The 23176-nt window shown below is 62.9% G+C and carries 21 protein-coding genes and 1 tRNA gene; 13 read left to right on the plus strand and 9 right to left on the minus strand.

Going from position 1 to position 23176, the window contains the following annotated elements; translation table 11 throughout:
* Nucleotides 1-38: 38 nt before the first annotated feature.
* Together guaB and ASC86_RS03050 are read right to left on the minus strand one after the other, a co-directional pair.
* Nucleotides 39-1538, minus strand: a complete 1500-nt coding sequence (gene guaB / locus ASC86_RS03045) for an IMP dehydrogenase (protein ID WP_056315808.1) — start codon at nt 1536-1538, stop codon at nt 39-41.
* 322 nt (nt 1539-1860) lie between these two features.
* Nucleotides 1861-2844, minus strand: coding sequence for an MBL fold metallo-hydrolase (locus ASC86_RS03050; RefSeq protein WP_056318174.1), 984 nt, complete (start codon nt 2842-2844; stop codon nt 1861-1863).
* Between the two features lie 187 nt (nt 2845-3031).
* Here ASC86_RS03050 and ASC86_RS03055 point away from each other — a divergent pair, with 187 nt between their 5' ends.
* A complete protein-coding gene (locus ASC86_RS03055; protein ID WP_056315811.1) occupies nt 3032-4441 on the plus strand; it encodes a DHA2 family efflux MFS transporter permease subunit in 1410 nt (469 codons plus the stop codon).
* 2 nt (nt 4442-4443) lie between these two features.
* Here the strand turns inward: ASC86_RS03055 and ASC86_RS03060 are convergent, their stop codons facing one another.
* The 3 genes from ASC86_RS03060 to ASC86_RS03070 are packed head-to-tail and all read right to left on the minus strand — an operon-like array spanning nt 4444 to nt 7179.
* The gene (locus ASC86_RS03060) at nt 4444-4830 is read right to left on the minus strand and encodes a VOC family protein (RefSeq protein ID WP_056315815.1); all 387 of its coding nucleotides are present in this window, start codon (nt 4828-4830) and stop codon (nt 4444-4446) included.
* A gap of 4 nt (nt 4831-4834) precedes the next feature.
* The gene (locus ASC86_RS03065; RefSeq protein ID WP_056315818.1) at nt 4835-5581 is read right to left on the minus strand and encodes an RlmE family RNA methyltransferase; all 747 of its coding nucleotides are present in this window, start codon (nt 5579-5581) and stop codon (nt 4835-4837) included.
* Entirely contained in the window at nt 5578-7179 is a 1602-nt protein-coding gene (locus tag ASC86_RS03070) for a Ppx/GppA phosphatase family protein (RefSeq protein ID WP_056318177.1), read from the minus strand. Before ASC86_RS03070 ends, ASC86_RS03065 begins: the two co-directional genes overlap by 4 nt.
* A 236-nt stretch (nt 7180-7415) precedes the next feature.
* Here ASC86_RS03070 and ASC86_RS03075 point away from each other — a divergent pair, with 236 nt between their 5' ends.
* Nucleotides 7416-8423 (plus strand): NAD-dependent epimerase, encoded by a 1008-nt coding sequence (locus ASC86_RS03075; RefSeq protein WP_056315821.1) that lies wholly within the window; start codon nt 7416-7418, stop codon nt 8421-8423.
* A gap of 86 nt (nt 8424-8509) precedes the next feature.
* Here the strand turns inward: ASC86_RS03075 and ASC86_RS03080 are convergent, their stop codons facing one another.
* A complete protein-coding gene (locus tag ASC86_RS03080; RefSeq protein ID WP_244477510.1) occupies nt 8510-9316 on the minus strand; it encodes a sugar transferase in 807 nt (268 codons plus the stop codon).
* A gap of 568 nt (nt 9317-9884) precedes the next feature.
* Between ASC86_RS03080 and ASC86_RS03085 the strand changes: the two genes are divergently transcribed.
* The 11 genes from ASC86_RS03085 (at nt 9885) to ASC86_RS03140 (ending at nt 21206) form a co-directional block, all read left to right on the plus strand.
* Nucleotides 9885-9958: transfer RNA gene (locus ASC86_RS03085), tRNA-Gln, on the plus strand.
* Between the two features lie 230 nt (nt 9959-10188).
* Nucleotides 10189-10620, plus strand: a complete 432-nt coding sequence (locus ASC86_RS03090; protein ID WP_056315825.1) for a GNAT family N-acetyltransferase — start codon at nt 10189-10191, stop codon at nt 10618-10620.
* Between the two features lie 319 nt (nt 10621-10939).
* A complete protein-coding gene (gene kdpA, locus ASC86_RS03100; protein WP_056315831.1) occupies nt 10940-12649 on the plus strand; it encodes a potassium-transporting ATPase subunit KdpA in 1710 nt (569 codons plus the stop codon).
* Between the two features lie 10 nt (nt 12650-12659).
* Nucleotides 12660-14696, plus strand: coding sequence for a potassium-transporting ATPase subunit KdpB (gene kdpB / locus ASC86_RS03105; protein ID WP_056315835.1), 2037 nt, complete (start codon nt 12660-12662; stop codon nt 14694-14696).
* A 2-nt stretch (nt 14697-14698) separates the two neighbouring features.
* Complete coding sequence (gene kdpC, locus ASC86_RS03110; protein ID WP_056315837.1) at nt 14699-15268, plus strand: potassium-transporting ATPase subunit KdpC; 570 nt, start codon at nt 14699-14701, stop codon at nt 15266-15268.
* Nucleotides 15269-15276: 8 nt separating this feature from the next.
* Entirely contained in the window at nt 15277-17955 is a 2679-nt protein-coding gene (locus tag ASC86_RS03115) for a sensor histidine kinase KdpD (RefSeq protein ID WP_056315840.1), read from the plus strand.
* The gene (locus ASC86_RS03120) at nt 17952-18644 is read left to right on the plus strand and encodes a response regulator (protein ID WP_056315843.1); all 693 of its coding nucleotides are present in this window, start codon (nt 17952-17954) and stop codon (nt 18642-18644) included. The genes ASC86_RS03115 and ASC86_RS03120 overlap by 4 nt, the downstream gene beginning before the upstream one ends.
* 96 nt (nt 18645-18740) lie before the next feature.
* Nucleotides 18741-19217: a hypothetical protein gene (locus ASC86_RS03125; protein WP_056315848.1), complete on the plus strand. Its 477-nt coding sequence runs from the start codon at nt 18741-18743 to the stop codon at nt 19215-19217.
* Between the two features lie 165 nt (nt 19218-19382).
* Nucleotides 19383-19904 (plus strand): BON domain-containing protein, encoded by a 522-nt coding sequence (locus ASC86_RS03130; protein WP_056315851.1) that lies wholly within the window; start codon nt 19383-19385, stop codon nt 19902-19904.
* Nucleotides 19905-19980: 76 nt separating this feature from the next.
* On the plus strand, nt 19981-20769 hold the full coding sequence (locus tag ASC86_RS03135) for a TIGR02587 family membrane protein (RefSeq protein ID WP_056318181.1): 789 nt from the start codon (nt 19981-19983) through the stop codon (nt 20767-20769).
* Nucleotides 20770-20783: 14 nt separating this feature from the next.
* Nucleotides 20784-21206 carry a hypothetical protein gene (locus tag ASC86_RS03140; protein ID WP_056315853.1) on the plus strand — a complete coding sequence of 141 codons (423 nt, stop codon included), beginning with the start codon at nt 20784-20786 and terminating at the stop codon, nt 21204-21206.
* Between the two features lie 35 nt (nt 21207-21241).
* Here the strand turns inward: ASC86_RS03140 and ASC86_RS03145 are convergent, their stop codons facing one another.
* The 3 genes from ASC86_RS03145 to ASC86_RS24920 all read right to left on the minus strand — a co-directional run bounded on the left by ASC86_RS03145 (nt 21242) and on the right by ASC86_RS24920 (nt 23174).
* Nucleotides 21242-21514 (minus strand): hypothetical protein, encoded by a 273-nt coding sequence (locus ASC86_RS03145; RefSeq protein ID WP_156386879.1) that lies wholly within the window; start codon nt 21512-21514, stop codon nt 21242-21244.
* Between the two features lie 111 nt (nt 21515-21625).
* On the minus strand, nt 21626-22879 hold the full coding sequence (locus ASC86_RS03150; protein ID WP_056315857.1) for an FAD-binding oxidoreductase: 1254 nt from the start codon (nt 22877-22879) through the stop codon (nt 21626-21628).
* A gap of 130 nt (nt 22880-23009) precedes the next feature.
* Complete coding sequence (locus ASC86_RS24920) at nt 23010-23174, minus strand: DUF1328 domain-containing protein (RefSeq protein ID WP_025426013.1); 165 nt, start codon at nt 23172-23174, stop codon at nt 23010-23012.
* Nucleotides 23175-23176 lie beyond the last annotated feature (2 nt).

Consider the following 23176-nt stretch of genomic DNA (forward strand, 5'->3'; position numbering starts at 1 on the left):
AAACGGCGGGACAAGCCCGCCGTTTTTTTTCCTGAAGCTTACATCGAGCCCGGATAGTTCGGGCTTTCGCGGGTGATGGTGACATCATGCGCGTGGCTCTCACGCAGGCCTGCACCCGAGATGCGCACGAAGGTCGCGCGCTCCTGGTATTCCTTGATGTCCTTGCCGCCGACATAGCCCATGGAGGCCTTGAGACCGCCTGCGAGCTGATGCAGCACGCCCGAGACCGGACCCTTGTAGGGAACCTGACCTTCGATGCCTTCCGGCACGAGCTTCAGCGTGTCGCGCACTTCCGCCTGGAAGTAACGGTCTGCCGAGCCGCGGGCCATGGCGCCGACGGAGCCCATGCCGCGATAGGCCTTGAAGGAACGGCCCTGGTAGAGGAACACTTCGCCGGGGCTTTCATCCGTGCCGGCGAGCAGCGAGCCGACCATGACGGCCGAAGCACCGGCGGCAATCGCCTTGGCGAGATCGCCGGAGAACTTGATGCCGCCATCGGCGATGACCGGAATGCCGGAAGCCTGCGCCGCCTCGACGGCTGCCATGATCGCCGCCAGCTGCGGCACGCCGACACCGGCGACGATGCGGGTGGTGCAGATCGAGCCCGGACCGATGCCGACCTTGACGGCATCCGCGCCGGCATCGATCAGCGCCTTGGTGCCGTCTGCGGTGGCGACGTTGCCTGCCATGACGCGAACCGAGTTCGACATCGTCTTGACCTTGGCGACGGCATCCAGAACGCGCTGCGAATGACCGTGGGCGGTATCGACGACGATCAGGTCGACGCCGGCATCGATCAGCCGCTCGGCCCGCTCGACGCCATCGTCACCGACGCTGATGGCGGCGGCGGCGCGCAGGCGGCCCTGCGCATCCTTGGCGGCATTCGGGTTGAGCTGCGACTTCTCGATGTCCTTGACGGTGATGAGACCGACGCAGCGGCCGTCGCCATCGACCACCAGCAGCTTTTCGATGCGGTGCGAGTGCAGCAGGCGCTTGGCTTCCTGCTGGTCGACGTTTTCCTTGACCGTGATCAGGTTCTCACGGGTCATCAGTTCGTAGATCTTCTGGTTGGGATCGGAGGCGAAGCGCACGTCGCGGTTCGTGAGGATGCCAACGAGGCGGCCGGGCTTGCCGGTGACGCCGGCATTTTCCACCACCGGAATACCGGAGATGCTGTAGATCTTCATCAGGTTCAGGGCGTCGGCCAGCGTCGCATCCGGGCCGATGGTGACCGGGTTGACGACCATGCCGCTTTCGAACTTCTTCACCTGGCGGACCTGCTCGGCCTGCTCGGCCGGCGTCAGGTTGCGGTGAATGACGCCGATGCCGCCGGCCTGGGCCATGGCGATGGCAAGGCGGCCTTCGGTGACCGTATCCATCGCCGACGACAAGATCGGCAGGTTGAGATCGATATCCTGGGCGATGCGGGTGGCGATATTCGTCTGCCCCGGCATGACTTCGGAATGTCCGGGTTGAAGGAGAACGTCGTCGAAGGTCAAAGCTTCGAGACCGGTTGCCGTTTCGATGATGCGCGCCATAGGCCAAGTCCCTTCAGTGGAAAAACAGGCTACCGAAGGGGGAACATTGGGAGTGCGCCACCTCGATCGCTTGCAAGAAATTCTTGGAAGTTGGCGAGGGCTGGTAACACGAGTTTGACAGGAAAGGAATAGCAAAAACCCGACACGGGGTGCCTTTGCACCGTCCTGCGCATTTTCATGGGTTATTAGCTGTATCCGCTGCCGGTCTTTCCGAGACCTGCGGTAACAAGTATCACCGTGACTGAGGACACGCAGGTCAGGCAAAAACTCTCTTCATGAAAAGGCCCGCCCGTGACGAGCCGGCCTTTTCGTTTTTCCGGTTTCAGACGTCGAACTGATAGCTGACGGGAACGAAGCGGTAGCCACCTTCAGCCTTTTCCACGAAGCCGACCGCGGGAAACGGCATGTGATAGCCGATGAACGGAATGCGCTCCGTGGCGATCATGTCGAACACACGCTTGCGTGTCGCCGCCGCTTTCGCCTTGTCCATATCGAAGCGCACTTCCCAATCGGGCTTTTGCAGCGACAGCACGAAATGGTTGGCGGTATCCGCCGTCAGCATCAGTTGCTTGCCTTGTGATTCGATGCGAAAGATCATGTGGCCGGGGCTATGGCCGAAGGCCTCCATGCCGACGATGCCGGGCACGACCTCGCTGCCTTCCTTGATGAAGGTCATCTTTTCCGCCAGCGGGACGACCTTCGAGACGACGCCCTTGTGGCCGCCTTCCGCCGGCGTCCCGACCCGCGCCGGGTCCTTCCAGAAATCATATTCCACCTGGCCCGCGACATAGCGGGCATTCTTGAAGGCCGGGGCACCACCCTCCATCAAGCCGCCGATGTGATCGCCGTGCATGTGGGTGAGAACCACGACCGACACCTGATCGGGTGAATATCCCGCCTGCTTCAGGCCCTCGATCAACTTGCCCGAGCCGCTTTCGCGGCCCGCCTCGCCCATGCCGGTATCGAACAGCACGACCTGCGAGCCGGTATCGATGAGCACCGGCGAAAAGCCGTTCACGAATTTATCGGCCGGCAGGAAGTTGGCGTGCAGCAGTTCCGCCACCGCCTCCTTCGGCTGGTTCTGGCCGTAGGTTTCGTGGGGATTGTCGGCGAGGCGCGTGCCGTCGCTGATGACCGCCACCTTGAACGCGCCGAGATTGAAGCCTCTGGTTTTCGTGGATGTCATGGATGTTTCCGGGGTCTGGTCCTGCGCCTGCGTTGCGCCGGTCATGAGGAAAGGGACGGCCAGTGCGCCGCCCGCCGTTGCCATGAATAGCCCGCGACGGCCGGGTGAGAAAGAGGTCATGAAGTGCTCCCAGGTTCGGTTGTCGAAGATGTCCAATGCGCTTATACCCGCAGGACATAGCGCCCCGGTCGATTCCGACCCCGGCGCTCACAGGGAAGTGATGGCAAAGTGAGAGCACGGGCACCCTTTTCGCCCGGAAAAGCCTATCTTCCCTTCCCGTACCGATATCGCACGCAGGCCCACCCGCATGAAGCGCATTGTCCCGATGATTCTCGCCGTCGCTCTGTTCATGGAGCAGATGGATTCCACCGTCATTGCGACATCGTTGCCGGCCATCGCCCACGATCTCGGCGTCGGGCCGATCACGCTGAAGCTGGCGCTCACCGCCTACATGGTGTCGCTCGCCATCTTCATTCCCCTGAGCGGCTGGATGGCCGACCGCTTCGGCGCAAAGCGTATTTTTCGCGCGGCCATCGTCGTCTTCGTCATCGGCTCGATCTCCTGCGCGGTGGCCGACAGCATCTTCGCCTTCGTCGTCTCGCGCTTCCTGCAGGGCATGGGCGGGGCGATGATGACGCCGGTCGCAAGGCTGGTGCTCGTGCGCAGCACGCCCCGCAGCGAGCTTGTCGGCGCCATGGCGCTGCTGACGATCCCTGCGCTTGTCGGCCCGCTTGCCGGCCCGCCGCTCGGCGGCTTCATCACCACCTATTTCTCCTGGCACTGGATTTTTCTGATCAATGTGCCCGTCGGCATCGTCGGCTTCATCCTCTCCGGCATCTACCTGCCGGAAATCGTCAGCGAAAACCCGCCGCCGATCGATGTCACCGGCTTCATCCTCAGCGCGATTGCGGCAGCCGGTACCATGTTCGGCCTTTCGGTCATGAGCCTGCCGGCCCTGCCGCCGGAGATCGGGGCCGTCTCCGTCGTCGCCGGCATTATCGCGGGCGTGCTCTATGTGCGCCATGCGCGCAACCATCCGGCGCCGCTGCTCGACCTGAAGCTCTTCCGCGACAGCGCCTTCCGGGCGGCGGCGATCGGCGGCACGCTGTTTCGCATCTCGATCGGCGCCACGCCCTTCCTGCTGCCGCTGATGCTGCAGGTCGGCTTCGGGCTATCGCCGTTTCAATCCGGTCTCATCACCTTTTCCGGCGCCATCGGTGCGATCACCACCAAGGTCATCGCCCGGCGCGTGCTGGTCTTTGCCGGCTTCCGCACGACGCTGATCGCCGCCGGCCTCTGCGGCGCGGCCTTCACCTTCATCAACGGCCTGTTCACGCCAGCGACCCCGGCGCTGGTGATGACAGGCGTGTTATTGCTGGCCGGCTTCGTCCGGTCGTTCTTCTTCACCAGCGTCAATGCGCTGTCCTTTGCCGATATTCCAGACCGCGACGCCAGCAAGGCAACCTCGATGAGCGCGGTGCTGCAGCAGATGAGCCTGGCGCTCGGCGTCGCCGTTGCCGGCGGCATACTGGAAATCGAAACGATGCTCAGAGGCTCGAAGCTGGAACTGCAGGATTTCCAGAACGCCTTCATGATGATTTCGGCAATCACCCTGACGGCCGTGATCCCGTTCATCCGCATGTCGAAAACGGCCGGTGCATCGGTATCCGGCCATCGGCTGGTGGAAAAGCAGGCGGAAACCGTCGTCGGGAAATAAGCTCAGGCTTCCGGCTTTTCGCAGACGGCCGACAGCTTGTTGCCATCGGGATCGCGGACATAGGCCGCATAGAAATGGGCATGGAAGGGTCGAAGCCCCGGCGCACCTTCATCCGTGCCGCCTGCCGCCAGCGCCGCCCGGTAGAATTCGTCAACCGCCGCCCGGCTTTCGGCCTGCAAGGCCACCATCGAGCCATTGCCGCGTGTGGCGGGCTCGCGGTCATAGGGCGTTACGACCCAGAACCGGCAGCGGCTGTCATCCGCCGCCCCGTAGCCGATTTCGACGTCGTCTTCCTTGCGCCGGACAAAGCCGAGCGGCAAAAGGGCGGCATCGTAGAAACCGCCGGCGCGCGACAGATCGCGGCTGCCGATCGTGACGTAGAGCAGCACCGGTTCAGTCCACTTCGATTTCGTCGTGTGCTTCGTCTTCTGCTTCGGCCTTCACGGCGGAACGCCCCTTGAAGCCCTTGGCAAGCAGGAACATCTCGACCGATTCGGCCCGCGACGACGCCGGCTTCACATGAACGACCTGCTTGAAATTCTGCTTCAGCATCGTCAGCAGTTCCCGCTCGGTGCCGCCCTGGAAGGTTTTTGCCAGGAAGTGGCCCCCCGGCGCCAGAACGTCGATAGCGAAATAGGCCGCGACTTCGCAGAGGTGCATGGTGCGCAGGTGGTCGGTCTGGCGATGGCCGGTGGTTGGGGCCGCCATGTCGGAGAGCACGAGATCGGGTGCGCCGCCAAGCGCCTCCATGATCTGATCGGGCGCGGTCGGATCGAGAAAGTCGAGCTGGAAGATATGCACGCCCGGAAGCGGGTCCATCTCCAGAAAGTCGATCGCCACGACGCGCGGGTCTTCATCCGTGGAGCGCGTGACATTGGCCGCGATCTGCGACCAACTGCCGGGGGCGGCGCCAAGGTCGATGATGCGGCGCGCGCCGGTCAGGATCTTGTGCTTCTCGTCGATTTCCAGAAGCTTGAAGGCTGCGCGGGCGCGATAGCCTTCCAACTGCGCCCGCTGGACGTAGGGGTCATTGATATGACGCTCCAGCCAGCGGCGCGACGAGGCTTTCAGCTTGCCCTTCTTGACCTTCTGGCCCAGTTTTCGCCCGGTGCGGTTTCCGCCGATCGGGGGTTTCGTCATGATGCGTTTCCTTCGCGCGAACCGTGCGGCACGCCGCCACGGGGATGCCGGCGGCCACGGCCGCGGCGCCAGATGCCGTCATCGGCCATCATATCGGTGAGCAGACCTTCGCGCAGCCCCCGGTCTGCAACCCGCATGCGCTGCGACGGCCAGCGGCGGCGGATTGCTTCCAGAATGGCGCAGCCGGCGAGAACGAGATCGGCGCGATCCGGCCCGATGCAAGGATTCGACGCGCGGGCCGAGAAATCCCACGACAGAAGCCGCGCCTGCATGGCGGAGACTTCATCATCCGAAAGCCAGAGTCCATCGACCTTGCGGCGATCGTAGCGCGGCAGATCGAGATGCACGCCGGCAAGCGTCGTCACCGTGCCGGAGGTTCCGATCAGATGGAAGCCGCTGTCGTCGCCTGCTTCGTCGAGCCGGTCGATATCCGGGCAGTCGAAGCGCGCGAGCATGCCCTCCACCTCGACCACCATCGTCTCGAAGCTTTCCGGCGTCACATGCTGGCCGCCATGGCGCTCCGACAGTGTAACGACGCCGACCGGCAGCGAAGTCCAGTGGGTGATATGATTGGCAAGGCGGCTGGAGCGGTTTTCGCCGATGCGGATGACGGCGATTTCCGAGGAGCCGCCGCCGATATCGAACAGCACCACCGATTTCGTCTCGCGCCCCACCAGCGACGAGCAGCCGGAAACGGCAAGCCGCGCTTCGGTCTCGCGATTGATGATCTCGAGTTCGAGGCCCGTCTCTTCCTGTACACGCTGCAGGAAGCTTTCACCATTGGAAGCGGCACGGGCCGCTTCGGTAGCGATCAGCCTGCTACGGCGGATATTGCGGGTGCGCAGCTTCGACGCGCAGATCTTCAGCGCTTCGATGGAGCGATCCATGGCCTCCGCCGAAAGCCGGCCGGAAGCCCCAAGCCCCTCGCCGAGACGCACGATGCGCGAAAAGGCATCGACGACACGGAACTGGCCTGGCCGGGTCGGTTGCGCGATCAGCAGGCGGCAGTTGTTGGTGCCGAGATCGAGCGCGGCATAGAGCGGTGCGCCGTGATCGCCCGCCTCCGGCTGCCGATGCAGCCGCCGGTCGGAGGGCGAAAGGCCCGCCAAGCGCTGATGATCGCCAGCGCTCTGCGCCCGCTCCCGCACAGGCTCGGGCGCCGGTGCAGCGCCGGATTTTCCGGCCGGGGCCGCTGCGCGCGGCTTTTCCGCCGTCGCCAGCGGACGGCCCTGCAGGCCGCGGCGATTGCGATTCTTGCGGCCGTGATGGTCCTTCTGTGAACCATCCTTGGCGACGCTCTTCGGTGGATTGGGCGCGTCCGAAGCCTCACGGCCGGGCACAGGTGCGGCCGGACCGGACTTGGAACGGCGCCTGCGCTTGCGTTTGCGAACCGGCTCCGCACCGATCGCATCTTTCATTTCGGGACGTCCTGCCTCTGCCGGCATGCCGGAAAGGCTGACATTTGCAGAAGGTGCACGCGACGGCTTTCCCCGCCTACGCTTGCCCTTGCCGGATCTGGACACACTTTGCCCTTCGACCCGGCCTGCTGCCGACGCCCCGGAAACGGACGGCTTATCGCCGTTGTCGGGGTCTCTCACGTAACTGTCCATGGCGCCGCGCGGGACTGTGCCGCTCAAAGCGCTCTCTCGATCTTCGTTGGCGCGACTTTACCAGCGCCCGCCGGTTTCGCCAAATTCTTTTTGCCTGCCAATGCCTATCGAGCGTCACAGCCGTTCTTTTATTGATATGACTGACTTTTCCTGCGATAGCCAAGCCAAGCGATCCAGGGCTTTGCGAACCCGGCTCGCATCAAGGCGATGGATGGAGGGATATCATGCGCTATCTGATCACCGGCACGGCCGGCTTCATCGGCTTTCACCTTGCCAAGCGGCTTCTGGACGAGGGACATTTCGTCGTCGGCTTCGACGGCATGACGCAATATTACGACGTCAGCCTCAAGGAAAAACGCCACGCCATCCTGTCGCGCTCCAACGGCTTCAAGCCGGTCATCGGCATGCTGGAAGATGCCGACGCGCTGAAACGCGCCGCCGATCTCGCCGAGCCGCAGATCATCATCCACCTCGCCGCCCAGGCAGGCGTGCGCTACAGCCTGGAAAATCCAAAAGCCTATGTCGACGCCAATCTCACCGGCTCCTGGAACATGCTGCAGCTTGCCAGGGAGGTCGCACCCCAACACCTGATGCTGGCCTCGACCTCCTCCGTCTACGGCGCCAACGAGAAAATCCCCTTCGCCGAAACCGACCGCGCCGACGAACCGATGACGCTCTATGCGGCGACGAAGAAATCGATGGAACTGATGGCGCATTCCTATGCCCATCTCTACAAGGTGCCGACGACCGCTTTCCGCTTCTTCACCGTCTACGGTCCCTGGGGGCGGCCTGACATGGCGCTGTTCAAGTTCGTCGACGCGATTCTCAACGACAAGCCGATCGAAATCTATGGTGAAGGCCGGATGAGCCGCGACTTCACCTATATCGACGACATCGTCGAAGGCATCGTCAGGCTTTCGGCCGTGGCCCCGGACGAGGTAAACCGGATCACCACACCCGGCGTCGAAGATACGCTGTCGCGGCAGGCGCCCTTCCGGGTCGTCAACATCGGCGGCGGCGAGCCGGTCGAGCTGATGCGGTTCGTCGAGATCGTCGAGACTGCGGTCGGCAAACCCGCCATTCGCAACATGCTGCCGATGCAGCAGGGTGATGTTCCGCGCACCTACGCATCGCCGGCTCTGTTGAACGCGCTGACCGGCTTCACGCCCGCCATCAGCGTCGAGGACGGGGTCAGGAAATTCGTGGACTGGTATCTGGGATATCGCGGCTGAGCACCCACCCGGTCTTCGCCATCATCTCATAAAAAAGCCGCCCCTCAATGGGCGGCTCGATCTTCAGCAACAGCGATCGCAGTGGCTCAGAGGCCGGTTCCACCGCGCAGTTCATTGACGATCGTCCGAAGGATGATCTTGACATCCAGTAAAATGGAGAAGTTGCGGATATATTCGACATCGCAGACGATCCGGCGAATGGCTACCCAGCGGTGAGTCGTCGGGCCGCGCAGCCCACGCGCCTGTGAAAGGCCCGTCAGACCCGGTCTCATCAGATGGCGGTAGTCGTAACCCTGCACCAAATCAGAATAATTCCGTCCGGCCGCCAGCATATCCGGAACATGCGGACGCGGCCCGACCAGCGACATATCGCCAATCAGCACGTTCCAGAGCTGCGGAAGCTCGTCGAGATTGGTTTTACGAAGGATTTTGCCCAGCCGCGTGATGCGCGGATCGTTGTCCGTGGTCTGCGCAACGCCCGAATGGTCGCAACTCTCGGAATACATCGAGCGGAATTTCAGGATCTCGAAGGGGACATCGTTCAAACCCGTCCGAATCTGGCGGAAAAGCACCGGGCCGCGGCTTTCGAGCTTGATCAAACCCGCGATCATCAACAACAACGGCACCAACACGGCCAGCCCGAATAGCGAACCGACGATATCCATGCCACGCTTCAGTATAAGCTGGAACGGCTTATCAGGGGCGGATGCAGGATTGATGTAAAAATTGCTTTCTTCGGCACCGTGTGGCTTTTGCACCGCAGCAACGCTTCCGATTCCTCTGCCCCCCTGGGAAAGACCACGAGTATCAAGCGCTACGGCCGACGAATGATGCAATACAATATTTTCCGTCATGGCGCCCAATGCCTCTGAAATTTTTGAAGTTTCGATCAATACTGCATTACCGCAAGTAAATCTCGATCCAATGCCTTGGTTTGCAATTTTTTAGCTGAAAAGTAATTTATAGATTTACGCCGCCACCGTAAGAAACGGCATCGAGCTTCTTTCCCGACAAGCGTTTCCAGCGGCAACTATCGCGTTAGGCACGTTCTTTTAGTTCTTTAACGGTCTATTAAATATAAACGTCATTTGCAAGATTGCGCAACTACACAGTTCGGCGGAATGGTTAATTGCACAGCCGTAAAGATGGTTCATTTTTGGGCGGATCGGCGCTGCAAGAGACCGGCCTGGGCGCTACTCCATCAGGAGGATACTCCCGATTCGGGACAGGGGGCGGATACTCCCTCACACCATCCGGGGTTTCCAAGGATGCGCAGTGATCTGCCGTTGACGGGAATTCGCACCAGCCGTGATTTCTTGCGGCAATCGTAAAAAGGCTCTTGCCTGACCGCGCGAATATGCTAGAAGGCGCCTCGAAACGAGGTCAAGTTTGCCTGACCGGGGCAAAGACGGCGTCGCCTGCAAGTTCGTTTCTAACGCAAACATCAATGTTTGCAGGCTTTGGGGAATAGGTTAACGGTAGACCCACGGACTCTGACTCCGTTAGTCCTGGTTCGAATCCAGGTTCCCCAGCCAATTCTTGCTAAAAGAAAAATCTAAAGCTTTCCCAGCCATTGGATCAGCACGTTTTGCCGCGTCTGCACGTCGCCAGGCCGACCTATGGTTTTGTCATCCAAAGCGATGTGCTATAGGCGCAGAACGATCAACGACTCTCGATGGTCCGGTTGAGCATGCACATCAGGATAGCCCTTCCCCGAGACGCCGCGGCAGTCACGGAACTGCTGCTGCGGACATATCCCGCCTTGATGGCGTCGTCCTATGATGCCGAGCTTCTTGCCGGCGCGCTTCCGGTGATGACGAGGGCAAACCCTGAACTGCTGGCTTCCGGCAAATACTGTGTCGCCGAAGATGCCGGACGTCTCGTCGGCTGCGGCGGCTGGAGCCTTGATCAACCCGGCTCCGGCAAGATCGAGGCAGGGCTTTCCCATCTGCGCCATTTTGCGACAGACCCCGATATGACCCGCAGGGGCATCGGGCGCTCTATTATCCTGCGCTGCGCCGTGGATGCCGCAAAGTACGGCACCACACGCTTTCAGGCCTTCGCCGGACTGAATGCCGAACCTTTCTATCGAAGCCTTGGCCTTGAACGGCTGGCCGTATTCGAGCTTGCGATGGGACCGACCGCCAAACTTCCTGCCGTTCTGATGGAAGGACCACTTCCGTCTCAGGCGCGCTGATCGTCGAAGACGCGGCCTTTCACGCATCCTTATGTTTTCCTTATGCCCGTCTTGCGCCTTCGCAATCGAAACCTGACCACGGCCGCCCCTAATTAGCTCCTGTCAAACAGGAGACACGGAACATGTCCGATTTCATCTTTCTGGCGCTGGGCTGCGCCACGCTTCTCGTGCTGGCGCTCTATGCCCGCGCCCTCGACCGGCTGTGAGGCGAGCCATGCTTGAGCCCCTTCTCGGTCTTCTCGTCGCCATCGGCCTTGGCGTCTATCTCGTGGTGACGCTTTTGCGGCCCGAGCGTTTCTGATCCATCGGAGTATCCTCCATGACCCTTATCGGATGGCTGCAGATCGGCCTCCTTTTTCTCACCGTGCTCATCGTCATCAAGCCGCTCGGCCTATACATGGCCAAGGTCTTTGGCGGCGAACGCACATTCCTCTCTCCCGTACTCGGACCCGTCGAGCGCGGGTTTTATCGTGCTGCGGGCATCGATCCCGACAGGGAACAGGGATGGCTCTCCTATACGCTGGCCATGCTCACCTTCTCGGTCGCGGGCTTCGTCGCGCTCTATGCGACGCTGAGGCTGCAGGGCATCCTGCCGTTCAATCCGCAGGGCTTTGCCGCGGTCCCTTCCGATCTCGCCTTCAACACCGCCGTCTCCTTCGTCACCAACACCAACTGGCAGAACTATGCCGGCGAGACGACGATGAGCCATTTCAGCCAGATGGCCGGGCTGACCGTACAGAATTTCCTGTCAGCTGCGACCGGCATGGCGCTCGCCGCCGCGTTTACCCGCGCGCTTGCCCGCTCGAAGGTTTCGACGCTCGGCAATTTCTGGGTCGATATGGTCAGGGCGACGCTGTTCGTGCTTTTGCCGATGGCCATTGTCGTGGCGCTTGCCTCCGTCGCCATGGGCCTGCCGCAGACGCTTGCACCGTCCGTCACGGCGACGACGTTGGAAGGCGCGCAGCAGGTGATCTCGCTCGGCCCGGTCGCGAGCCAGGAAGCCATCAAGCAGCTCGGCACCAATGGCGGCGGCTTCTTCAACGTCAATGCCGCGCATCCGTTTGAAAACCCGACCGCTTTTGCAAACTATCTCAATATTTTCGCCATGCTGTCGATCTCGGCGGCGATGGTCTACGCCTTCGGCCAGATGGTCGGCAGCCGCAGGCAGGGCTGGGCGCTTCTCGCGGCCATGGCTGTACTATTGATTAGCGGCGTCGCCGTTGTTTACTGGGCGGAAGCACAGGGCAATCCGATCCTGACCGCCCTTGGCGTCGATCCGGCGCTCGGCAATATGGAAGGCAAGGAAGTACGCTTCGGGCAGGCGATGACGGCGCTTTATGCCGCTGTTACAACCGGCCTTTCCGATGGCGGCGTCAATGGCATGCACGGCTCGTTTACCGGGCTCGGCGGCCTTGTGCCGATGTTCCTGATCCAGCTCGGCGAGGTTCTGCCGGGCGGTGTCGGCTCCGGGCTTTATGGCATGCTGGTGTTTGCGTTGCTTTCCGTCTTCGTGGCGGGACTGATGGTCGGCCGTACACCGGAATTCCTCGGCAAGAAGATCGAGGGTCGCGAGATGAAATACGCGATGCTGGCGGTGCTGATCCTGCCGCTCGTCATTCTCGGTTTTACAGCCGTCTCGGCCATGCTGCCCTTTGCCGTCGCAAGTATCGGCACATCAGGTCCGCACGGTTTCTCCGAAATCCTCTATGCCTATACCTCGGCGGCCGGCAACAACGGCTCGGCCTTCGGCGGCCTGTCGGGCAATACCGTCTGGTACAACACGACGCTCGGCATTGCGATGCTGCTTGGCCGCTTCGCCTATGTCGTGCCGGTCATGGCGATGGCCGGTTCGCTTGCCCGCAAGGTCAAGTCGCCCGCTTCCGCCGGCACGTTCCCGACCGATGGCCCGCTGTTCGTCGGCCTGCTGATCGGCATCATCCTGATCCTCGGCGGGCTGCAGTTCTTCCCGGCGCTCGCCCTTGGCCCCATCGTCGAACATCTCGCGATGCTTGCCGGCCAGACTTTCTAAAGGAAATATCATGTCCAAGGACCATAAAGCCCCTAGCCTCTCGGACCCGGCCATCCTTCTGCCGGCGGCGAAGAATGCCGTGCGGAAACTCGATCCGCGCCAACTCTTGCGCAATCCCGTCATCTTCGTGACGGAGGTGGGCGCCGCCCTCGTCTCGCTGATCTTCCTGCGCGATCTCGCAACCGGCTCGTCCGAAACCGTCTTCTCCGGACAGATCGCGGCCTGGCTATGGTTCACGGTGCTGTTTGCCACCTTTGCCGAAGCCGTCGCTGAAGGCCGCGGCCGCGCGCAAGCCGAAAGCCTGAAGCGCACCAAATCCGAACTCGTTGCCCGTCGGCTCATCGCCGGCGGCGGCACGGAGACCATCCCGGCCACCAGCCTCAAGGTCGGCGATATCGTTGTTGTCGCAGCCGGCGAACTGATCCCCGGCGATGGCGAGGTCATCGAAGGTGTCGCCTCCGTCAATGAAAGCGCCATCACCGGCGAATCCGCCCCGGTTATCCGTGAATCGGGCGGCGACCGTTCGGCGGTGACGGGTGGCACGCAGGTTCTCTCCGACGAAATCCGGGTGAAGATCACGGTTGCGCCGGGGTCGAGCTTCGTCGACCGGATGATCGCGCTGATCGAAGGCGCGCAGCGGCAGAAGACGCCGAACGAGATCGCGCTGTCGATCCTGCTGTCCGGCCTGACGCTGATCTTCCTGTTCGTCTGCGTGGCGATCTGGGGGCTTGCCGGCTATTCCGGTACCGTCTTGTCGGTCACCGTTCTTTCCGCGCTGCTGGTGACGCTGATCCCGACCACCATCGGCGGTCTGCTGTCTGCCATCGGCATTGCCGGCATGGATCGCCTCGTGCGCTTCAATGTCATCGCCACCTCCGGCCGTGCGGTCGAGGCTGCCGGCGATGTCGATACGCTGCTGCTCGACAAGACCGGCACGATCACCTTCGGCAATCGCATGGCGAGCGATTTCCTGGCCGCACCGGGCGTGACGCAGGCGGAGCTTGCCAAGGCCGCCCTCACCGCCAGTCTCTCGGATGAGACGCCGGAAGGGCGCTCCATCGTGGCACTGGCAATGGGTGAATTCGGCATTGCCATGCCGGAAAGCCGCTTCGATGCCGTGATCGAGTTTACCGCCGAGACCCGCCTCTCGGGCGTCGATCAAGGCGAGCGACGGCTGCGTAAGGGCGCGGTCGATGCCGTGCTCGGTTTTGCCGGTATCGGCGAACAGCAGGCGCCGGAGGAATTCCGCCGCGCCGTGGACGCAATCGCCCGCAGCGGCGGCACGCCGCTGGCCGTTGCCGATGGTCCGCGCCTGCTCGGCGTCATCCACCTCAAGGACGTGGTGAAACCCGGCATCAAGGAGCGTTTTGCCGAGCTACGCGCCATGGGCATCCGCACGGTCATGGTCACCGGCGACAACCCGGTGACGGCGGCGGCGATTGCCTCGGAAGCCGGCGTCGACGATTTCCTTGCGCAGGCGACACCGGAGGACAAGCTCGCCTATATCCGCCGCGAGCAGCAGGGCGGCCGGCTGATCGCCATGTGCGGCGACGGCACCAACGATGCCCCTGCCCTCGCTCAGGCCGATGTCGGTGTGGCGATGCAGACCGGCACGCAGGCCGCCCGCGAAGCCGCCAACATGGTGGACCTCGATTCGAGCCCGACGAAGCTCATTGAGATCGTCGGCATCGGCAAGCAACTGCTGATGACCCGCGGTTCGCTGACGACCTTCTCGATCGCCAACGACGTGGCGAAGTATTTCGCCATCATCCCGGCCTTGTTCGTCGCCACCTATCCGGCGCTCGATGCGCTGAACCTAATGCGGCTTTCCTCGCCGCAATCGGCGATCCTCTCAGCCGTGATCTTCAACGCGCTGATCATCGTGGCGTTGATTCCTTTGGCGTTGAAGGGCGTCGCCTATCGTCCCTCGGGCGCTGCCGCCCTGCTTCGCCGCAACCTGCTGGTCTATGGCGTTGGCGGCCTGATCCTGCCCTTTGCAGGGATCAAGGTCATCGATATCGCCGTCAGCGCTCTTCATCTGGTGTAACCATGCTCAACCATCTTCGCCCCGCTATCGTCCTGACGCTTGCCATGACAGCGCTCACCGGCCTCGGCTATCCGCTCGCCATCACCGGGATTGCCGAGGCCGTGATGCCGGCACAAGCAAGCGGCAGCCTGATCGAAAAGGACGGGACCGTGATCGGCTCCAGCCTCATCGGCCAGAATTTCACCAGCGACCGCTACTTCTGGCCGCGCCCTTCGGCCACCGGTCCCGATCCCTACAATGCCGCCGCCTCATCCGGCTCCAACCTCGGCACGACCTCGGTGAAGCTCAAGGACAGGGTTGCGGCCGATATCGAGCGGCTGAAGGCGGCGGGCATCGCGGCGCCCGTTCCCGCGGATGCGGCGACGGCCTCCGGCTCGGGGCTCGATCCGCATATCTCGCCGGATTTCGCCCGCGCGCAGATTGCCCGCGTCGCCAAGGCGCGGGGGTTGAACGAGACCGATCTCGCCAACCTCGTCGAACAGAAAATCGAGGGCCGTGCGCTCGGTTTCATCGGCGAGCCGCGCGTGAACGTGCTAGAGCTGAACCTTGCACTGGATGCCTCGAAGACGTGAGAAACTGCATGGCGGACGAACCCCGCGACGCCAACCGGCGGCCAGACCCGGACGCATTGCTTGCCCTGGCGGATAAGGACCGCCGGGGCAAGCTGACCGTTTTTCTGGGTGCCGCACCCGGCGTCGGCAAGACCTATGCGATGCTGTCGCGCGCCCGCCGGCTGAAGAGCGACGGCGTCGATATCGTCGTCGGGCTGGTCGAAACCCATGGCCGTGGCGAGACGGCCGCCCTGCTGGAAGGGCTCGAAGCCCTGCCGCGCATCCGTGTCGCCCATCGCGGCCGCATGCTGGAGGAATTCGATCTCGATGCGGCGCTGGCGCGACGTCCGCGCATCGTCATCGTCGATGAACTTGCGCACTCCAATGCAGAGGGCTGCCGGCATCCCAAGCGCCATCAGGATATCGAGGAACTGATATCAGCCGGCATCGATGTCTGGACCGCGCTTAATATCCAGCATCTGGAAAGCCAGGCCGATCTCGTCGCCCAGATCACCGGCGTCACCGTGCGCGAGCGGGTGCCGGATGTGGTGCTGAACCGGGCCGACGAGGTGCTGCTGGTCGATCTGCCGCCGACAGAGCTTATCGAGCGGCTGAAGGAGGGCAAGGTTTATCTGCCGGATAGCGCCAGCCGCGCGGTGGATCGTTTCTTCCGCCTCGGCAACCTGACGGCGCTGCGGGAGTTGGCGCTGAGGCGCACCGCCGATCGGGTCGATGATCAGGTGGTCGATTATCTCAGGCAGAATGCCATCGAGGGCGTTTGGGCGACGGGCGAACGGCTGTTGGTCTGCGTCGGGGCGGATGAGCTTTCGGAAAAGGTCGTGCGGGTGGCGAGCCGGCTGGCGACCGGGCTCAATGCATCGTGGACGGTGGTTTCCATCGAGCGCGCCGACCGGGAAGCGCAGACGAAGGACGGCATCGGCCGGCTCGACCAGATCTTTCGCCTCGCCGAACAACTGGGCGCGGAGACGCGGCGGATCATCGGCAATGATTTCGTCGAAGAAATCCTGAAGCTTGCCCGGCGCGAGCATGTCACCCAGATCGTCATCGGGGCGGAACAGCGTACCCGGTTCTTCTCGCCGTCACTGGCGGATGCGCTTGCGCGGCGTGCGCGGGGCCTCGGCGTGCATCTCGTCACGCCGGACGAAAAGCAGGAAAAGCCGAAAATTCCGTTCTTTCCCGCACCGTCGCTGCGGCGCCTGCCGGAGGCCGTGGCGGTCGCGGTTGGCCTTGTCACTGTGACCGCCCTTCTCGGTATCGGCATCAACGTCTTCGTGCGGCTGCCGAATATTTCGCTGCTGTTCCTGCTGGCGGTGCTGGGGGCGGCGGTGGCGTCCGGCTATCTCTCGGCGCTTCTGGCCGTAGTGCTCTCGGCGCTGTGCTACAATTTCTTCTTCATCGAGCCGCACTACACCTTCACCATCGCCGCACCCCACGAGGTTTTCGCGCTGATCGTCTTCCTGGCGGTGGCGCTGTTTGCCGGGGGCTTTGCCTCGCGTATCCGCGAACAGGCGAAGATCGCCCGCATCCGCGCCAGCGCCCTGCAGGGCCTCTATGATTTCTCGCGAAAACTGTCGGGCACGGAGAAGGCCGAAGACGCGATCTGGGCGACGGTTTCGCAATTGCAGGCGAGTCTCCGGCGCAATGTCGTGCTGCTCGTGCCGCGCGACGGCGAACTCACCGTTGCCGCAGCATGGCCGCCGGATACCGAGCTTGATGTCGCCGATCTCGCCGCAGCGCGCTGGGCCAACGACAAGCAGGAGCGCGCGGGATACGGCACCGGCACGCTGCCAAACAGCCGCTTCGAATTCCGCCCGCTGCTCAGCCCCCATGGCGCTGTCGGCGTCTGCGGCATCGAGCAGACGCTGGACCGGCTCGATACCAATGACGAGCGTGCACTATCCGCCATCCTCGACCAGACGGCGATCGCCATGGATCGCGCGCGGCTTTCGGAAGCAAGCGTCGCGCAGGCCGCGCGGCTGGAGGGTGAGCGCTATCGCGAGGCCCTGCTCTCCTCCATCTCGCATGATCTAAAGACGCCGCTTGCCACCATCACCGGCGCCGTCACCAGCCTGCGCGAGCTAGGCGACAAGATGAGCCCGGAAAGCCGCGACGATCTTTTGCAATCGATCGAGGAGGAAGGCAGCCGTATGAGCCGCTTCGTCGCCAACCTGCTCGACATGACCCGCATTGAGGCCGGCACAATCCAGCCGAAACGCGACTGGGTGGACGTGGCCGATACGGTGCAGATGGCCGTGGAGCGGGCGCGAAAATATTTCCCGGACCGGATGATCGAGACCAGCATTGCGCAAGGCTTGCCGCTGGTGGCGGGCGATGGCGTGCTCCTGGGGCAGGTGTTGTTCAATCTGCTCGACAATGCCGTGAAATATGGCGGGCAGGAGCCGATCCAGGTCTTTGCCCGGCCGGATGGCTCCGATGTGGTGATTTCGGTGACCGATCTCGGGCGCGGCATTCCGCCTGAAGACCTCGACCGCGTGTTCGAAAAGTTCTATCGCCGCGGCAAGAGCGATGGCCGCGCCGCCGGCACCGGTCTTGGCCTGTCGATCGCCCGCGGCTTCATCGAAGCGATGGGCGGGCGCATCCATGCCGAAAGCCCGGCCGTCAAGAAGAGAGGAACCCGCATCGTGATCCGCCTGCCATCGAGCGCCAAACCGGAGGCCCGGCCATGATGCTGGCCCGTATCCTCGTCGTCGATGACGAGCCGCAGATCCAGCGTTTCCTGAAACCGGCGCTTGCCGCTGCCGGCTATGAGGTGGTGGAGGCCATGAATGGCGCGGACGCACTGAAGGCGGTGGCGACCGTCGCGCCCGATCTCGTCATCCTCGACCTCGGCCTGCCGGATATGGACGGCAAGGATGTGATCGCGAGCCTGCGCGGCTGGTCGGATATCCCGATCGTCATCCTGTCGGCCCGCGACCGCGAGAGCGAGAAGATCGCCGCCCTCGACCTCGGCGCCGACGATTACGTCGAAAAACCCTTCGGCATCGGCGAACTCACCGCCCGCATCCGCACGGCACTACGCCATCGCGGCAAGACAGAGGCGACGACGACGAGTTATGAGACCGACGGCCTCGTCATCGACACGGTGCGGCGGCTGGTGTCGCGTGACGGAGAGCCGATCCGGCTGACGCCAAAGGAATACGATCTTTTGCTGCTGCTTGCCCGCCATGCCGGCCGCGTCGTCACTCACCGCACGTTGCTCACCTCCGTCTGGGGGCCGGCGCATGGGGAGGACCTGCATTATCTCAGGGTCTTCATCGGGCAGGTGCGCCAGAAGGTCGAGCGCGACCCGACCCATCCGGTGATCCTGCGCACGGAGCCAGGTGTCGGATACCGCTTCGTTTCCGAGGGCGAATAACCGCCTTTCCGGCCACAGCGGAACTTTATCAGCCGTTCGGCGTTCCTTTCCCAGTCGACTGTCCCCGCAAGAGATCAGCTTCGAAAGGATACTTCCATGAACCAACGTTTCGATCCGAATGACAGCCGCCCCATCAACCCGGCCACCTGGCCGAGCGAGCAGGCTTCCCAGCGCATCGACCCAACGACTGGTGCTCCCGTCACCGATCCGCTCGCCGCAGATCGCCAGCGCGACATCAACATCAACAATGCAGCCGTCGATGCGCCGCGGGAGAGCCGCAGCATGTGGCCGCTTTTGATCGTACTGCTTGCCGGCGTCGTTCTTGCCCTGCTCTTCTGGCTGCCGGGCGAACAGGCCAGCAACACAGCAACACCGCCGGCAACGGAACAGACCACCACGACGCCGCCGGCCGATAACAATACGATGGCACCGGCCGACAACAATGCGACCGCGCCGGCAACCACGACGCCGGATACGACAACCGGCACCCAGCCTGCCCCGGCTACCAGCACCGACCAGCAGCCGGCAACCGGCACTACGCCGCAGGCCACCCAGCCGGCTCCGCAGAACTAACCACGGGTGGAGCGGGCGCCCCGCCCGCTGCCTCCACAAAAAACGGAAGCATCCAGCGATGCTTCCGTTTTTTTTGCATCGAGGGGCCAGGATCTGCCGCCCGTCGCGAAACCAAGCATGGCCCGGCTGCGTTTATGTCCACAATCCTAGAGACAGGAGACTTCCATGGACAAGATCAAACGCCCCCTTCCGCACGATGCCGGCGATGGCGAGCCCACGAGCCGCGAGGCGGATTATCGCGACTACGAGGAGCGCGATATCGATGACGGCTGGCCCTATGCCGATGCGCAACCCGACCTGGACAGCTCGGCCCGTAACGAAGCCTATGGCGAGACCGACGAAAATTTCGACGAAACCGGCAATCCCGGCTTCGAGACCGGCAGCGATGCGGCGATCCGCTCCCGCGGCGGGCCTGATCTGATCAAGGACGATCCCGACCGGGACATTGCCGACGACGTGCTGGAAGAAACCATCAACGACAGGCTCGAAGACGCCGACATCGATACCTCCAGCTTCGAAGTGCAGATCGATGAAGGCGTGGTCACGCTGGAAGGCGAAGTCGATACCGCCGAAGACCGGCGGCGTGTCGGCATGACGATCCAGCGTGTGGCCGGCGTGCGCAGCGTGCACAACCGGCTGACGCTCCGGGCCGCCGATGCCGGCCTGCCCTCGGACTGGGACGAATAAGGGCGTGAAGGCCGGCACCGTAAAAAGCAATGCCAGCGAAGAGGGACGGGACACGGTTCCCGTTCCGGGTCATTTCATCATCGGTCTTGGCCGCGGTATCGGCGGCGCTCTTCTGTTTGCGCTGCCGATGCAGATGACCATGGAAATGTGGGAACTCGGTTTTTCCATGGATCGATGGCGGCTCGTGCTGCTTCTGGTGGTGGCGCTGCCGCTTCTGGTCGGTATCGCCCACAAAGTCGGCTTCGAGGAAACCTTCGACTTGAAGGAAGACCTTCGTGACGCTTTCATCGCCTATGGGTTGGGCATTCTCACCAGTGCGCTCGTTCTGCTGCTTTTCCGGTTGTTACAGCCGGCCATGCCGGCATCGGAAATTCTGGGCAAGATCGCCATTCAGGCCGTGCCCTCCAGCATCGGTGCGCTGCTCGGCCGGAGCCAGCTCGAAAGTGCGCACCAGGACAGCGGCAACGACGATGCGAGCTATGGCGGCGAGTTGCTGCTGATGGCGGTCGGTGCGCTGTTCCTCAATCTCAACATGGCGCCGACGGAGGAAATGATCCTGATTTCCTACAAGATGACTGACTGGCATGCGCTCGCGGTTGTCGCGCTCTCGCTCGTGCTGATGCACGGCTTCGTCTATGCCGTCTCCTTCAAGGGCGGACATGAGATCGAACCCGGCACGCCGCAATGGCACGCCTTCATCCGCTTTACCCTGCCGGGTTACGTGATCGCGTTGCTGATCAGTCTCTATGCGCTCTGGACCTTCGGCCGGCTCGACAATGTCGGCGCCACGCCCGCGATCATGGCGATGATCGTGCTCGCCTTCCCCGGCGCTATCGGTGCTGCCGCCGCGCGGCTTATCCTGTGACAGAAAGGACGACGATGCCTGACGATACCGGCTCCGCAAAGCCTTCTCGCAAGCCCCTGGGGCGTAAAGCCCATTGGCTCGAATGGGCGACCGGCCTTGTCTCTGCCGCGCTGGTGCTGACGATGGTTGGCTGGCTTGCCTGGCAGGCGGCCGGCGAAGAGGACGGCAAGCCGGAACTTGTTGTGCAGGCCGGCACATTCGAAAGCACCGAAGGCGGCCACCGCATCGCCTTCACTATCGTCAATCGCGGGCAACGGACAGCGGCGGCGGTGCCGGTGACGGCTCGGCTCTATGACCAGGACCGGCTGGTCGAGGAGCGCGAAGTCACGCTCGATTACGTGCCGGCCCTCTCCAGCACATCCGGCGCGCTGCTGTTCGGCACCGATCCGGGAACATACCGGCTGGATATCCGCGCCTCCGGCTACGAAGACCCGTAAGACCGATCGGCATTCAAGCCGACCGGTCTCATGTCCTATTCGCTGAATGCGGCGCGCATGTCCGCAAAGGCGTGATAGCCCTCCGCGGTCGGGAAACTATGCGGCTCGGAATCCCGAGCCGCCGCCTCCTTTTTCCGTGCGCCGGCAAAATGCGCCTGCACGGCAGCCTGCGCTTCTGCCGGTGTATCGTAAAGACTGCCGTCCAGCGCCCAAACGCTGAACTTCACCGCGATGAACCGAAAACGGTCGCCATCCGGCATAAGCACGCCCACGGCTTCCATGCCGTGGACGATAGCCTGGTTTTTCATGAGAATGCCGCTCCCACTAACGAGTGCCGGCCCATGCCTCGCCATGAGCCAACCCGCAAAACGCTCGAAGGACGATCCGGTTCCGCGACCTTTCGAAAAAAATTCGTGCAGTCAGGCGAGAAAGCGGTCTGGACGGTAAGGCTTCATGTCGATGACGGTCTTGTCGCCGGTGATCATTTCCGCCAGTGCCCGGCCGGTCACCGGGCCGAGCGTCATACCGTGGTGAGCGTGGCCGAAGGCGAACCACAGACCCTGATGGCGCGGCGCCTTGCCGATGATCGGCATCATGTCCGGCGTGCAGGGGCGCGCGCCCATCCACGGTTCCTCGTCGCGTCGTTCGGCGAGCGGGAAGAAGGCGCGGGCGACGGGTTCCGCACGGGTGAGTTGCACCGGGGTTTTCGGCGAGTCCCGGAAGGCGAATTCGGCCCCGGTCGTCAGCCGGATGCCGCGCAGCATCGGCGCCAGGAAATAGCCCTTCTCGGCGTCGAGCACCCAGTTGTTGAGCTTTGCACCTTCCTGCGTGCCGTAATGCATGTGATAGCCCCGCTTGACGGCGAGCGGGAAGTGATAGCCGAGCTTGCGGGTGACGGTATTGGCCCAGGGGCCGAGGGCGACGACGACCTCGTTTGACTCCAGCGGGCCTTCCGGGGTTGCGACGCGCCAGCCCGGTCCTTCCAGAATGTGTTCGAGCGTTGCGGCATCACCCGAAACGAGCCGGCCGCCGAGCGACTGGAAATAGGCGAGATAGGCCTTGTTGAGGCTGTGCGGATCGCGGATCGACCACGGATCGGTCCAGCGCAGGCCGCCGGCGAGATCGGCGGTGATCGAGGGCTCCAGCACCTTCAGCTGGGCTGCAGACAGCTTCTGGTGGTTGACGCCGTAGCCGATCGAGAGCGCCTCGGCTTCCTTATAGGCAGCATCACGCGCCTTTTCCGTGCGGAACACTTTCATCCAGCCGTCCTTGCGGATGAGTTCGCCGGCGCCGGAGGCGTTGATCAGGTCGGCATGTTCGGTGATCGAATTTTCGATCAGCGGCGCATAGGCGCGGGCGATGCGATTGTGCTGGGTGAAACCGGAATGCCACCAGTAGCGCGCCAGGAACGGCACGAGGCTTGTCAAGGCCTTGAGATGATAATGGGCATCGATGGTGTTGTTCAACGCATAGCGGAACAGCGCGCCGAAATCATGCGGGAAACCGTAGGGGAAAACACCTTCGCGCTGGATCAGGCCGGCATTGCCGTAGGAGGTCTCCTCGCCGGCTCCACGCCGGTCCAGCAGCACGACCGATTTGCCGCGGCGGGCCAGATGAATGGCGCTTGAAAGGCCCACGATCCCGGCACCCAGAACAACGATATCGGTCTTCATACTTCGGGCATCTCCGCGGGCTTAGATGGTCACCCATAGCCAAGGCCGCGGGCTTCATCAAGCAGCCGACGCCACACAAAAAAGAAGCGGCCCGCAGGCCGCCTCCTTCAGAAATGTTTGTGCGTGTGCATCAGGTCCGGCGCATAAGACCGACTACCAGCGAGATCACCAGGAATGCCAGGAACAGGAAGAACAGGATCTGGGCAATACCCGCAGACGCGCCGGCGATACCGCCGAAACCGAGTACACCGGCGATGATTGCAACGACGAGAAAGACAAGAGCGTAGTAAAGCATCG

The organism is Rhizobium sp. Root1212 (genome assembly GCF_001424985.1).
Lineage (GTDB): Bacteria > Pseudomonadota > Alphaproteobacteria > Rhizobiales > Rhizobiaceae > Pararhizobium.

Bases quoted from the DNA above. Each gene is read 5' to 3' on its own strand.
- guaB (WP_056315808.1), bottom strand. From the start codon at position 1,538: ATGGCGCGCATCATCGAAACGGCAACCGGTCTCGAAGCTTTGACCTTC.
- ASC86_RS03050 (WP_056318174.1), bottom strand. From the start codon at position 2,844: ATGACCTCTTTCTCACCCGGCCGTCGCGGGCTATTCATGGCAACGGCG.
- ASC86_RS03055 (WP_056315811.1), top strand. From the start codon at position 3,032: ATGAAGCGCATTGTCCCGATGATTCTCGCCGTCGCTCTGTTCATGGAG.
- ASC86_RS03065 (WP_056315818.1), bottom strand. From the start codon at position 5,581: ATGACGAAACCCCCGATCGGCGGAAACCGCACCGGGCGAAAACTGGGC.
- ASC86_RS03075 (WP_056315821.1), top strand. From the start codon at position 7,416: ATGCGCTATCTGATCACCGGCACGGCCGGCTTCATCGGCTTTCACCTT.
- ASC86_RS03090 (WP_056315825.1), top strand. From the start codon at position 10,189: ATGGCGTCGTCCTATGATGCCGAGCTTCTTGCCGGCGCGCTTCCGGTG.
- kdpA (WP_056315831.1), top strand. From the start codon at position 10,940: ATGACCCTTATCGGATGGCTGCAGATCGGCCTCCTTTTTCTCACCGTG.
- kdpB (WP_056315835.1), top strand. From the start codon at position 12,660: ATGTCCAAGGACCATAAAGCCCCTAGCCTCTCGGACCCGGCCATCCTT.
- kdpC (WP_056315837.1), top strand. From the start codon at position 14,699: ATGCTCAACCATCTTCGCCCCGCTATCGTCCTGACGCTTGCCATGACA.
- ASC86_RS03115 (WP_056315840.1), top strand. From the start codon at position 15,277: ATGGCGGACGAACCCCGCGACGCCAACCGGCGGCCAGACCCGGACGCA.
- ASC86_RS03120 (WP_056315843.1), top strand. From the start codon at position 17,952: ATGATGCTGGCCCGTATCCTCGTCGTCGATGACGAGCCGCAGATCCAG.
- ASC86_RS03125 (WP_056315848.1), top strand. From the start codon at position 18,741: ATGAACCAACGTTTCGATCCGAATGACAGCCGCCCCATCAACCCGGCC.
- ASC86_RS03130 (WP_056315851.1), top strand. From the start codon at position 19,383: ATGGACAAGATCAAACGCCCCCTTCCGCACGATGCCGGCGATGGCGAG.
- ASC86_RS03140 (WP_056315853.1), top strand. From the start codon at position 20,784: ATGCCTGACGATACCGGCTCCGCAAAGCCTTCTCGCAAGCCCCTGGGG.
- ASC86_RS03145 (WP_156386879.1), bottom strand. From the start codon at position 21,514: ATGAAAAACCAGGCTATCGTCCACGGCATGGAAGCCGTGGGCGTGCTT.
- ASC86_RS03150 (WP_056315857.1), bottom strand. From the start codon at position 22,879: ATGAAGACCGATATCGTTGTTCTGGGTGCCGGGATCGTGGGCCTTTCA.
- ASC86_RS24920 (WP_025426013.1), bottom strand. From the start codon at position 23,174: ATGCTTTACTACGCTCTTGTCTTTCTCGTCGTTGCAATCATCGCCGGT.